This is a genomic window from Clostridioides sp. LIBA-2809 (assembly GCF_056688965.1).
On the sequence record NZ_CP197004.1, the window covers coordinates 2640319 to 2652962 of the forward strand.

General features: G+C 28.8%; 11 protein-coding genes. 2 read left to right on the top strand and 9 right to left on the bottom strand.

Features of this window, described 5'->3' with window-relative positions:
- The first annotated feature begins 48 nt into the window (after positions 1–48).
- Together ACTG44_RS12480 and ACTG44_RS12485 are read left to right on the top strand one after the other, a co-directional pair.
- Complete coding sequence (locus tag ACTG44_RS12480; protein ID WP_021385192.1) at positions 49–477, top strand: hypothetical protein; 429 nt, start codon at positions 49–51, stop codon at positions 475–477.
- A 59-nt stretch (positions 478–536) separates the two neighbouring features.
- The gene (locus ACTG44_RS12485) at positions 537–845 is read left to right on the top strand and encodes a DUF1540 domain-containing protein (RefSeq protein ID WP_021385244.1); all 309 of its coding nucleotides are present in this window, start codon (positions 537–539) and stop codon (positions 843–845) included.
- A 146-nt stretch (positions 846–991) separates the two neighbouring features.
- On the opposite strand, the gene ACTG44_RS12490 is transcribed toward ACTG44_RS12485, so the two are convergent.
- The 9 genes from ACTG44_RS12490 to ACTG44_RS12530 form a co-directional block, all read right to left on the bottom strand.
- A complete protein-coding gene (locus tag ACTG44_RS12490) occupies positions 992–2014 on the bottom strand; it encodes an AI-2E family transporter (protein WP_021385219.1) in 1023 nt (340 codons plus the stop codon).
- Between the two features lie 174 nt (positions 2015–2188).
- Complete coding sequence (locus ACTG44_RS12495; RefSeq protein ID WP_021385184.1) at positions 2189–2695, bottom strand: NUDIX hydrolase; 507 nt, start codon at positions 2693–2695, stop codon at positions 2189–2191.
- A 58-nt stretch (positions 2696–2753) separates the two neighbouring features.
- On the bottom strand, positions 2754–3455 hold the full coding sequence (locus tag ACTG44_RS12500) for a YczE/YyaS/YitT family protein (RefSeq protein WP_021385203.1): 702 nt from the start codon (positions 3453–3455) through the stop codon (positions 2754–2756).
- 217 nt (positions 3456–3672) lie between these two features.
- Positions 3673–4743 carry a butyrate kinase gene (gene buk, locus ACTG44_RS12505; protein ID WP_021385231.1) on the bottom strand — a complete coding sequence of 357 codons (1071 nt, stop codon included), beginning with the start codon at positions 4741–4743 and terminating at the stop codon, positions 3673–3675.
- Positions 4744–4795: 52 nt separating this feature from the next.
- The gene (locus ACTG44_RS12510; protein ID WP_021385150.1) at positions 4796–5371 is read right to left on the bottom strand and encodes an indolepyruvate oxidoreductase subunit beta; all 576 of its coding nucleotides are present in this window, start codon (positions 5369–5371) and stop codon (positions 4796–4798) included.
- Position 5372: 1 nt separating this feature from the next.
- Positions 5373–7160, bottom strand: a complete 1788-nt coding sequence (gene iorA, locus ACTG44_RS12515; protein ID WP_479919114.1) for an indolepyruvate ferredoxin oxidoreductase subunit alpha — start codon at positions 7158–7160, stop codon at positions 5373–5375.
- 60 nt (positions 7161–7220) lie between these two features.
- Positions 7221–8480 carry a pyridoxal phosphate-dependent aminotransferase gene (locus tag ACTG44_RS12520; protein WP_021385193.1) on the bottom strand — a complete coding sequence of 420 codons (1260 nt, stop codon included), beginning with the start codon at positions 8478–8480 and terminating at the stop codon, positions 7221–7223.
- A gap of 263 nt (positions 8481–8743) precedes the next feature.
- On the bottom strand, positions 8744–10735 hold the full coding sequence (locus ACTG44_RS12525) for a sigma 54-interacting transcriptional regulator (protein ID WP_021385125.1): 1992 nt from the start codon (positions 10733–10735) through the stop codon (positions 8744–8746).
- Positions 10736–10751: 16 nt separating this feature from the next.
- Entirely contained in the window at positions 10752–12581 is a 1830-nt protein-coding gene (locus ACTG44_RS12530) for a diguanylate cyclase (RefSeq protein ID WP_479921699.1), read from the bottom strand.
- Between the last annotated feature and the right edge of the window lie 63 nt (positions 12582–12644).

Consider the following 12644-nt stretch of genomic DNA (forward strand, 5'->3'; position numbering starts at 1 on the left):
AATCTACACATTTATATACTTAAAATAAATTTTTTTGGAGGAATACTTATGAATAATAAATTACATGAACTTGAAAAAAATCTACCAGAGACATCTTGCTCTTTTTGCACACATCTTTTATTCAAGGGGCCTAGCCTAGACTATAGATATGATATTAGATGTGTTATTTCTGATACCAAACCTGATTTTAGAGGGTGTTGTGAATATTTTGAACCAGAATATACAGAGTTAGATACAGGAGATTTAGATAATCTATACATAAATTTTCTTGAAACATGCCTCAAGGTGAATTACAATGATTACATCAATTCTATGTACTGGAAATTATTTAGAGAAAGAATTTTACTAGAAAACAATTTTAAATGTTCTATATGTGGTTCAACTGAAAATATAGATGTATATCATATCAATAGAAATTTAGGAAGAGAAACTTCAAAAGATGTAGTTGTTAAATGTGATAAATGTAATTGTAAATAGGTGTATAAAATTTAAATAACTTCACATAATAAGTGTAAATAAAACTTAGGAGGTTATTTATGAAAAATAATAATTTAAATTGTGATGCTACTAATTGTGCTTATAATACTAGTGGATACTGTTATGCTGGTAGCATAAAAGTAGATGGAATGCAAGCAACTACTACAGGAAATACTTATTGTGCTTCTTTTGAAGACAAATATACTTCTGGAATAACTAGTCGTTCTAATGATACTAATCAAGTTGATACAGACAATATTCATTGTGAAGCTGTAAAATGTAAATACAATAAAAATGAACTTTGTAAAGCTGAAAAAGTTCATATAAATTCAGGAAATGCAAGTTGTGAAACTTTTGAAATGAAATAAATTTCTTGTTATTTAATTATATAGTATTTATAGAAATCCAAATGGAACCTATAAAATAGACTTCTTTTATTAATGACGTCTATTCATAGGTTCTTTTTTAAACAAATCATAAGTCACATGCACAAATAAATTATTGCTGTAAAATATTATCTAGAAGTAAATTTAACACCCAAAATATCCATAAGGAACATGAATATTGGAACTCCAATTAATAATCCCCATACACCTAGATAATGCTCTCCTACAAGTAAAATAATAAACACAAAACAAACTGGAAGTTTTGTTCTATTTGACATCAATTTAGGATTCAATATGTATGTTTCTACTGCATGTACTATGCAAATCATTGCCAAAACTCCAAGTACTTTCGTTATTCCACCTATATTAAAAGCTATTACAGTTAATGGAATTAACGATACTATAACACCTGCCACTGGAATAAGACCTAATACAAAAATCATAAATCCTAAAGCCCATATTTGAGGAAATCCCATGAAACCTAAAAAAATCATAGAAACAACAGAGTTTATAAACGCAATCATAACTTGTACTTTCATTACTTCACCAAAGTTTTTCACAAAACTCTTTCCAAAAAACACAAGGGAATTATAAATGAAGGAAATCTTACTATCTGCAAGTTTATTTCCAAATTTTTTAATATCATTTTTTTCAAGTAAAAGAAGTAAACTCAATAAGAAACCTAATAATATGTTTACTCCAAAGCTTCCAACCTTTGTCGCTGTTGATGCTATAAGTAGCCCCGCCTGTGAGACATATTTATTAAAATCTAACTTTGAAACAAGAGGATAAAGTTTTGGTCCTAGAGATTGAGCAAATTGATTTACATCAAAATCACTAAAAATCCTACTTAGCTCCGTAAGTTGTACTATAATTATTGGTACAACTGCATAACTAATCAATACCAATAATACAGCAAATAGTAAGTATAACACTACAATTATCAGCGAATCAGGAATAATTCTAGAAGAAATTTTATTAATTCGCTTTCTTATGGCTACAAGTAAATTATAGAAAATAAAGGTCATTATAAATGTTAAAAGAACCATATTTAACATGTACCAGAATGTAATTAAAATAATTACTACAACAGATATAGAAACAATTTTATATTTTGAACCATCACGTGCCAATTCTTTGTTATCTTCCACAGTTTAAATCCTCCCCAAATCTTTATGACTTTACAATGCTACTCTTTTTTATTCTAATTCTAAAAAATAATCAGAAAAACTTTAAAAATAACTTATTAATTCTTCATAAAACAATATTAAAATCTAGAGAAGATAATTCTATACAATCATATTTATACTAAAATCTGCTCCACATCATAAGTTTAAATTATTATTATCTATATCATATAGTAATTCATATATTTCTGGATATTCAAAAAACAAACCATCCTTTATCAATTGTCTTATTTTATCTGTACTTACCCATTTTATATCACTTACTTCATCTTCTTGCAAAATAGCTTTTGATATATCATACTCTTTCTTAACAAAATATACATCCCAAAGTGTATCATCATGAATCATACTTCTAAAAACCTTCATTTCATCTTTTGATATATCTATCCCTATTTCTTCCTTTGCTTCACGAATTGCTCCTTCCAAACTCTCTTCTCCAGAAACAATACATCCAGTTGTCATTCCCCACATATTTGGCAATGTCTTTTTACTTTTAGACCTTTTCTGAATTAAAATTTGAGAGTTACTATTTAAAATCCATACTTCAACTGCTAAATGATAATAGCCTTCTTCAATAGAATTACCTCTTTCTATAACCTTTCCTGTTTTAATTCCATCAGTATTATATAAATCCCATAATTCCATTTCCAAATCTCCTTACCTTTACATAAATTAGATAAAATATAAATATATTTTAGTATACTTAATTTTGCTCATTTTTTATTGCAACACTTGATTTACATTTATGTTCATCGCTTTTCTTCTCTTTCCAATCTTTTATATCATCTATAATAAATCTATGCTTAAGTGACTTTGTATCAAAGTTAAACATCCTAAATACTATTTGTAGTACATATCCTAATCCTAATGCACTTACAAGCGTACCAATACCTACAGAACCTCCTAATAACCAACCAACAACTAATGCTAGTATTTCAAGAATTGTTCTAACAAGGCGTACTGATTTATTAGTTTTCTTCTGAAGTGCAATCATAAGACCATCTCTTGGTCCACTTCCCAGGCAAACACCTAAATATAAAAAACTTGCTATAGCTGCTAAGATAATTCCTATAACAACCATAAAGACACCTACATAAGTGTTACTTGCATGAGGTATTACTTCAGAAAATATTACTAAATCAATAAATATTCCTATAAATGTCATGTTCAGTAATGTACCCCATCCTATATTTTCACCAAAAACTGCATCCAATATAACGATTATAACTCCAACCATTATAGATGCCTGACCTATAGTTATACCTAATTTTATAGATAAACCTTGATGAAGCACATCCCAAGGCATAAGCCCAACATGTGCATTAATCATCAATACAGAAGAAATTGCAAATATAAAGAAACCTGAAAATAATCTTATCATACTTTTTAAATTTATTTTTCCCATCAAAAATCACTCCTCATAATAATAATAACAATAAATACCAATAAAATATATATATAAATACAAAATTTTACATAACTCTTCATTAATTTAATATAAAATTTCAATCACAAAAAAAGTGGCAATCCAGATTTTATACACTTTTACCTATGTTCTAAGCTTTCGTGTATAAAAATGGATATACCACTTTTTAATATATAAACATTTTTAGTTGTTCTTATTAATTTTCACTATAAATTCTAGCTTCTTCTTCTCCATTTAATACTCTTAAAGTCCCAAAAGCAAGTGACTCTAGCTCATTTTCTCCTGCTATAATTTCTACTGGTGCTATAAATTCAACCTTCTTTTTAACCATTGAAGTAAACATTTCAGAATATGCAATTCCACCTGTTATAATTATAGCATCTACTTTTCCATCTACTACAGTTGCTAATTCTCCAATGCCTTTTGCTAATTGATAAGCCATTGCTTCATAAATAATTTTTGCTTCTTTATTTCCTTCTGCTATCATTTTTTCAACTTCTCTAGCATCTACAGTATTTAGATATGAAACTATACCACCTTTACCTCTTATCTTTTTAGTCATTTCTCTTTCTGAGTATTTGCCTGAATAGCAAGCTGCCACTAATTTTGTAGCAGGTACTCTTCCTGACCTTTCTGGAGAAAATGGCCCTTCATCATCAGATAACATATCAACCATTCTTCCATTTTCATGAAGATAAATACTTACTCCTCCACCAATATGAGCTACTATTAAGTTTAAACTCTTATAATCTTTCCCATTATCTTTAGCATATTTTAAAGCCATTGCTCTAGTATTTAATGCATGCCCTGTACTTGCTCTATCCATTCCACAAAGTCCAGATACTCTTGCTACATCTATAAGCTCATCTACTGCAACAGAATCATAAATATATGAGTTTATTCCAAGTGGCTCTGATATTGCATGTGCCACAACAGCTCCTAAGTTAGAAGCATGTTCAAGCACTGGTCTATGTCTAAGTACATCAATCATTTCTTCATTTACTAAATATGCTCCTGATTTTACTGGTGGTAAAACTCCACCTCTTCCTACTATTGCACTAAGAGATTTTAAATCTATATTATTTTCTTCAAGAATATTCAAAACAGCTTCTTTACGCATTTCAAATTGGTCTTGTATTGTATTATATTTTGCAATCTCTTCAGCTGGATGGTCTATTGTCTTCACAAGAATTTGTTCTTCTCCATCGTATACTGCTATTTTTGTAGAAGTAGAACCTGGATTTATGGCTAATATTCTGTAAGTCATAATTTTCTTCCTTTCACCTTAATTTCTATAGTTTATCTATATCTATTATAAACTATTTGCTAACCATTTCCATACCTTCATGGAAAGCTTTTATGTTTAATTCAATAAATTTTGGTTTAACATTTTCACTTATAATTTTTTCCCAATCAATAGACTCTAACTCCATAGATTTAACTAGACATCCTAATAAAATAACGTTCATTATTTTTGAATTTCCTAGTTCTTCAGCTTTATCAGCTGCATTTATAACTTTTGCATTTAATCTATTTAACTCTGCATCTATATCACTTTCTAGATATTCAGCTCCTCCGATTAAAACAGTCATAGAATCTATTCTATAGTCGTTTACTAAAGCTTTTCCTTCTGGCTTTAGATAATTGAACCATCTTAAAGCTTCCATTTTTTCAAAAGATACTAATATATCTGCTCCACCAATTTCTATAACTGGAGAATATACACAATCTCCGTATCTAACTTGTGAGGAAACTGAACCTCCTCTTTGACTCATTCCATGTATTTCACTCATTTTTACATCGTATCCAGCTTCCATCAATCCCATAGTTAATAATTTACTAGCAAGTATAGTTCCTTGACCTCCTACACCTACCAAAAGTATACTCTTAGTCATATTATTTTTCCTCCTTAACTATTGCTTGTTTTGGACAAACTTGTGAACATACTCCACATCCTACACACTGATTTCTATCTATATTTGATAATTTATTTTCTTTATCAAATGATAGGGCTGGACATCCAGTTTTCAAACATAATTTACATCCAATACATTTATCATGGTCAACCTTACACTTAGTCTTAAATGGGTTATTAAATTCTTCTATATCTTCTTTAGAGAATTTTTTAAGTACACATGGCCATCTTGTAATTATTACTGATGGTTCATCTTCTATAGCTAAAGCCCAATCTAATGCTTCATTTACTTCTTTTAAATTGTTAGGGTCTATAACTCTTACATGCTCTATTCCGCAAGCTTTAACTAATCCTTCTATGTCAACATCTTTAGTTTTTGCACCTTGTAAAGTATATCCTGAACCTGGATTTTCTTGATGACCTGTCATTCCAGTTATTCTATTGTCTAATATAACTGATATAGAATTTCCTCTATTGTAAACTACATCTAAAAGACCATTTATTCCTGTATGGAAGAAAGTTGAATCTCCAAGTACACCTACTAATCTTTTTTCGTTTCCTTCCTTCATATTAAGAACTTTTTGAGCTCCATGTGCAGTTCCAAAAGCAGAACCCATACAAACAACATAATCTATTCCATTATATGGAGGAGCAAATCCAAGAGTATAACATCCTATATCTCCACCAACTATTAAATTTTTTCTCTTTCCAAGTTCATAGAAGAATCCTCTATGTGGACATCCTGCACAGAAACTTGGTGGTCTTGGTGTTACTAATTCAGATTTGTATTCTATAGTATCATTTGTTTTTCCAAATATAGCTTTTCTTAAAACATCTGGTGTCATTTCTCCATATGGAGGCATTACATCTTTTCCAATACAATCTATTCCATATGCTTTTATTTGTTCTTCTATAAATGGGTCATTTTCTTCTATTACATATATTTTATCAACTTTATCTGCAAATTCTTTTATTTTTTCATAAGGTAATGGATTTGTAAATCCTAACTTCATATATGATGCATTTTTTCCAAAGACTTCTTTAGCAAAATTACAGCACATCCCTGAAGCTATAACACCTATTTTTGTATCATTTATTTCATAATAGTTTAAGTCAGTTTCATTTGAGAATTTTTTAAGAATTTCCATTCTTTCTTCAACAACGCCCCTTCTTATTTGAGCATTTGCTGGAACAGTTACCATTTTTTTAGCATTTTTAGTATACTCTTTAATTTCAACTTCTTCTCTATCATAACATTCTACTAAACCTTTTGAATGACAAAGTCTTGTTGTAACTCTATATAAAACTGGTGTATCATATTTTTCACTAACTTCAAACGCTTCTTTTATCATATCTTTAGCTTCTTGGCTAGTTGCTGGTTCAAATAAAGGTATCTTTGCAAATTTTGCATACATCCTATTGTCTTGCTCATTTTGAGATGAATGCATTCCCGGTTCATCTGCTGTAATAAGTACCATACCACCATTTACGCCTGTATATGCATAAGTAAATATCGGGTCAGCTGCAACATTTACACCAACATGTTTCATAGAAGCCATAGTTCTTGCTCCTGCAATTGAACCCCCTATAGCAGCCTCAAGTGCTACCTTTTCGTTTGGAGCCCATTCTGCAACTATTGCATCTTTATATGTTGCTATATTTTCTAATATTTCTGTACTTGGAGTCCCTGGATATGCGGATGCATATTTAACACCAGCCTCATAGGCTCCACGTGCAATTGCCTCATTACCTGTCATCAATTGTTTCATATAAAATTCCCTCCATCTACAATTATTAAATTCATAGTCCACCCAATTTGTTCAATGAAATTAATTATTTATTTTTACTTCTAAACTTTCAAGTGCTTCTTTTATAATACTTGGGGCTTTCTTACATTTTTCTTCTGAAACTGCACAAACTGCAAATCTTAAGCCCATTTTTAATGGAACTGCAAATAGATTATGTTTAGTTAATTCTTCACATACTTCTCTTGGATTATCACATGGTATACTTACAAAGAATCCTGCTATATACGGAAGAATTTCTAAGCCTACTCTTTCAGCTTCTTTTACAAATACATCTGCTCTTCTAGTTAGCATTTTTTTGTATATTTCTTTTTCATCTTCATATTCTTTGAATTTTTTAGGGTCATTTACAATGTTAGATAATACTGCCATGGCACTTCTATTACAATTTGACCAGTTTGCTCTACATGAATGAACACATGAATAATGGAACTCTTCAGCTACATCTTCACTTGAAGATATACAAATTATAGCTCCCATTCTCATACCATAAGCTGTAAATCCTTTTGACATACTGAATCCAACCAATACAAGAACGTTTTCAGGAAGATTAGAAAACTTCTTAAAAAACTTTCTACAGACATTATCATCACCTGCAAAGTCAATATATGCTGAATCTACGAAAAATATTATCTTTTTATCTTTATCTTGTGCGATTTCTTTTGATAAATCTAATATTTTATCCCATTCATCATCTGCAACACTATATCCAGTTGGATTGTGAGCTGGCGTATTTATAATTGTAAAAACTCTATCTTGTTTTTCTGCTATATTTACAAAATTTTCTTTGAATGACTCAAAATTAAATCTTCTATTTTCATCAAACAATTGGTAGTTTACTACTTTTCTATTAGCTTCTTCAGCGATACTTACATATGGACTCCAGAACCAATCAGATGTTAAAACTTCATCACCTTCATTAGTATAGTTCCATACAGCCAACTTTATTGCACCACTTCCTCCTGGTGAAGCTAATACTCTTATATGTCCTTCTGGTAAGTAATCTCTGAAAAATACTTTTTTAACTGCTTCTAAGTAATCTGGCTGGCCTTCAAGAGCCGCATATGCACCTATCTCACAGTTATCTAGTGCCTTATATTCTTCATATACAGTTTTCATTGTTATTAATTTTCCTGAATCATCCATTAGAGCGCCTATTGTTGCATTTATTACATTATCCATACCTAAAGCCTTCTCTGCTGCTTGAGCTCTACCAGATATGCTAAATATAACATCGTTTTCTTTTGGCCACATTGCATGCTTACCAACCATACTTTGACTCATACCATCACCCCTAAAATTGTATTTACCTCTCACATTATATATTAAGCAATTAGCATGCCAATAAATTTTACTTTATGTAAAACTACTTTTGTTTAGAATTCTGATTTTTTTCATTATTAAATTAAGTATTTTAGTTATTTTTCTTGTAAATATATATGCTTGTCTAAAAAAACAAAAAATTGCAAAAAAATAATGTTAATTTTTTTTAACACTTGTTTAAAAAAATTAACATTATTTTTAAAATGATATATATGTATTTCTATCTAAAGATTTTTGTTATACTTTTTCCATAAAGATGTCCTACTTATCCCAAGAACTTGTGCAACTTCATTTTTGGAAAGCCCCTGAGCAAAAAGCATGCTTATTATTTTTTCTTCAACATACTTATTTACCTCTTTTACATCTATACATACCTTACCATCATTTATCTTACTTATATCTACAACTTCATCTTGTATTTCTACACTGGCTGTCGTTTCAGAATTAAATTTGTCTATTTCAGAGCTAGATTCTACTTTTTGAGTTTTAAAATCTCGTTCTTTTCTCAATTTAATTTTTCCTGTCACAACATATTTCTGGGCTATTGTTTTCAATTCTCTTACATTTCCAGGCCAACTATAATTATACAGCTTATTAATTTCATCTTCAGTTAAAACAAAATTTTCATCTATGCTGTTTATTCCATTAAGACCATCATCCTTTAATACTTCATTTACAAAATTATTGAACAGTGGTATTATATCTTCTCTTCTATCTCTTAAAGGCGGAATATTTATCTCTAAACTACTCAACCTGTAAAATAAATCTGCTCTAAATGTACCCATAACTATTTTTTCAGTTAAAGATTCATTTGTTGCTGCTATGATTCTTATATCCAAAGGTATTATATAGTCAGAACCAATTCTCATTATTTGGCGTTCCTCTATTACTCTCAATAGTTTTGTCTGAATATTAAAGGATAGACTATTTATTTCATCTAAGAAAAGAGTCCCTCCATGTGCAAGTTCAAATAGTCCTCTTTTTCCACCTTTTCTAGCACCAGTAAACGCACCTTCTTCGTATCCAAAAAGTTCACTTTCAAGCAAATTTTCTGCTATAGTAGCGCAATTTATTGCAACAAAAGGTCTATCTTTTCTTCTACTTATGTTATGTATACTATGAGCTATAATTTCTTTACCAGACCCACTTTCTCCATATAGTAAAGTTGTATAATCACTTTTTCCAATTTTTTTAGCTTCTTCAATAAATTCTTTAGTTAATTTATCTTTAAATAAAAAATCATCAAAAGTATATCTAGCATAGAGACCTTTTTGATTTAAATCAAATCTTATTTTTCTTTCTAAGTTTTGTAATTTTGTTATATCTTGTATTATTCCTAAGACTCCATAAGTGCTATTGTCTACTTTTATCAATGTAGTTCTAGTATTAACAATTAAGCTATTTATATTTCTTATCTTTCTATCTTCTACATCATTTTTTTCATGTAAACAGTCTAACATCCACTCCATTTTGGGAAATACATCTAGTATGTATTTATTAAGTGCACATTTTCTCTCCACTTTAAGCATGTTTTTTGCACTTTCATTGTATAAAATTATACTACCATTACTATCTATAGCGATTACTCCATCTTTTATACCATCAAGTATATTTCGTAAGACTTCATTATTAAATTTTTCTTCACCTAATGTATCTAATAATTTCTTACAATACTCAACAGCTTCTCTTATAGATTCATCACTCGCAGTTGCAAATACACTATCAATGCCATATTGTCTTGCAAAAGAACAAGCTAGACCTCCACCTACTATTACTACTTCATCTTTTTGGTCTATATATTTTACAACCTTACTTCTTATTTCATATTTAGATTCAAACCATTCCTCGGTTATTTCAGTACTTATAACATTTCTCCAGCCAACATAATCAAAAGAAACCTCATTATCTCCAAGAATCAATACTACTTTTTTAGAATATCTCTTTGCTATTTCTATTGCCCTTAAGAGGTCAGTTGATTTCATATTCATTGGTATAACAGGTACATTTACTGTATCTATTACTAGACTATAACCTCCACCTCTACCAATTATAGCTTGTGCACCTTTTTCAACAAGTATACGTCCTTGATTTTCCATTAAGTCTAGATTAAGTATGTCGATTATTAAAGTTCCATTTTCTACATCTTCTCTATATAATTCTTCTATTCTTTCTTTTAATTCAATATCAGAGGCTATAATTCCTATTTTTTTTCTCAATAAAATCACCTCAATTTTAAATTATAATATATTGATTTCTACCTGCTTTTTTTGATTTATATAGTTTTTTATCTGCATCTTCAATTAATAGTTCAACATCTTTTCTACTACGACATCTTTTTATACTTACTCCAGCACTTATAGTTATATGTTTTTTTACTTTAGAATGCATATGTTCAATACCTTCAAATTCAAGAAGTTTGAAGACTCTTTTAATATATAATTCTATATTATTAATTTCTTCAATATTTACTGATTTTATAGAATCCACTAATATTAAGATTTCTTCGCCTCCGTATCTAATTATGTGTTCTGTAATATCTATAAATACATTTCTTATAATATCAGTTACCTTAATTATAACTTTATCTCCTGCTAGATGACCATAGTTATCATTGTAACTTTTAAAATAATCTATATCTACCAATATTGCGACCATATTTTTATCTCTGACTCCATTAAATAAATCTAATTGTTCTTCCAAATATCTTCTATTATATAGTTGAGTAAGTCCATCTTTTAAAATATCATTTTCTAACTTTTTATTATTATCCACAAGAGCCCTTAAACTTTCTTGTTTTTTTCTAAGTTCATATTGTTTATGAATTCCCTGAGATGTTTTATAGGAATTATTTTTTTCCCACTTATCAGAGTACCAATCCATACTTTTATAATATTCTATTGCTAGTTTAAAATCTTTTTTTAGTTCATATCCATTTGCTATTAGTCCATAAAATATAGACATTTTTTTAGGGTTTAATGAACTTTTTTTAACTAAGTTTAAGCCTTTTAGATAATAGCTTATACCTTCATCTATACTACCAAATTTTATATATAAGTCTCCATACAACTTATATATATAATCTAGTTTAGAATTATATATAAAAACATCTCCAAAGCTTTTATATATGTTTTTTGATAAAATCAAATATGCATTTACTATTTCAAAATTAAAATTATCTTTCTTTAACTCAATTTCAGCTGAATACAAAAATATAAATGAGTACAAATAATCTTTATATACTCCTTCAACAACTTTCATCAATTTTATAGCATTTACTAAGATATCTTCTGCTTCTTTGTTCATACCTTCCTTTAGATACGCCCATATAAGGTCTATTTTTATGGCAACTCTTTCAGTTAGTGATATTGAATTATTATTGTGTGCAACATCTAGTACATTCTTTATGTATTTTATAGCTTCTATATTATTTCCACTTTCCAAATAACACAAGCTTATTATACATTTGCAAAAAGCTTCTATAGAATATAAGTTATTTTCTTGAGCCAACCTTAGGCATTCAATTAAATACTCCATGCTCTTTATAAAGTTATTAAATAAATATAGATAGACTCTTCCAAATATATAGTTTGCTCTACTTACAAGGGTTTTGTTTTTTAAATTTGTAAAAAAAGATACTTCCTCTACTAAGGATATTACGTCCGTTTTGGTCTGATATAATGCACTTATTTCTACACATAAATTCATATTAAACAAGACTAACAACTCATTTAAGTGATATTGTTTTATAATCTTTTTTGCTAAAAAATAAAAGTCATTTGCCTTATCATATTTCCTTATAGAAATAGCTGATAGTGTAAGATAGATATAAATCTTAGATATTATTTCTGCATTCTCTTTTAATGGCAATTTTTTAATATCCTTTAATGAATCTATCAAATATTTGTATGATGCTTCCCTATCTTTTTTTATATAGTTTATTAAACTAATTAAATATAAAACATAAACTTTATTCTTAACTTCTATGTTTGTATTTAAGAGTTCTTTGTGATAATCCAAGATGTAGTTTAAATCTGTCAAATTTAGATAGAATTTAGTCAACATATCATATTCTATCTTTTTTATATTTCTCTTTAAATCTTCTATTGAACATCCTTTCAAGTAAAT

What these genes read in the sequence shown, in the direction of transcription:
- ACTG44_RS12480 (WP_021385192.1), top strand. Translation starts at nt 49, where the DNA reads ATGAATAATAAATTACATGAACTTGAAAAAAATCTACCAGAGACATCT.
- ACTG44_RS12485 (WP_021385244.1), top strand. Translation starts at nt 537, where the DNA reads ATGAAAAATAATAATTTAAATTGTGATGCTACTAATTGTGCTTATAAT.
- ACTG44_RS12495 (WP_021385184.1), bottom strand. Translation starts at nt 2,695, where the DNA reads ATGGAATTATGGGATTTATATAATACTGATGGAATTAAAACAGGAAAG.
- ACTG44_RS12500 (WP_021385203.1), bottom strand. Translation starts at nt 3,455, where the DNA reads ATGGGAAAAATAAATTTAAAAAGTATGATAAGATTATTTTCAGGTTTC.
- buk (WP_021385231.1), bottom strand. Translation starts at nt 4,743, where the DNA reads ATGACTTACAGAATATTAGCCATAAATCCAGGTTCTACTTCTACAAAA.
- ACTG44_RS12510 (WP_021385150.1), bottom strand. Translation starts at nt 5,371, where the DNA reads ATGACTAAGAGTATACTTTTGGTAGGTGTAGGAGGTCAAGGAACTATA.
- iorA (WP_479919114.1), bottom strand. Translation starts at nt 7,160, where the DNA reads ATGAAACAATTGATGACAGGTAATGAGGCAATTGCACGTGGAGCCTAT.
- ACTG44_RS12520 (WP_021385193.1), bottom strand. Translation starts at nt 8,480, where the DNA reads ATGAGTCAAAGTATGGTTGGTAAGCATGCAATGTGGCCAAAAGAAAAC.
- ACTG44_RS12530 (WP_479921699.1), bottom strand. Translation starts at nt 12,581, where the DNA reads ATGTTGACTAAATTCTATCTAAATTTGACAGATTTAAACTACATCTTG.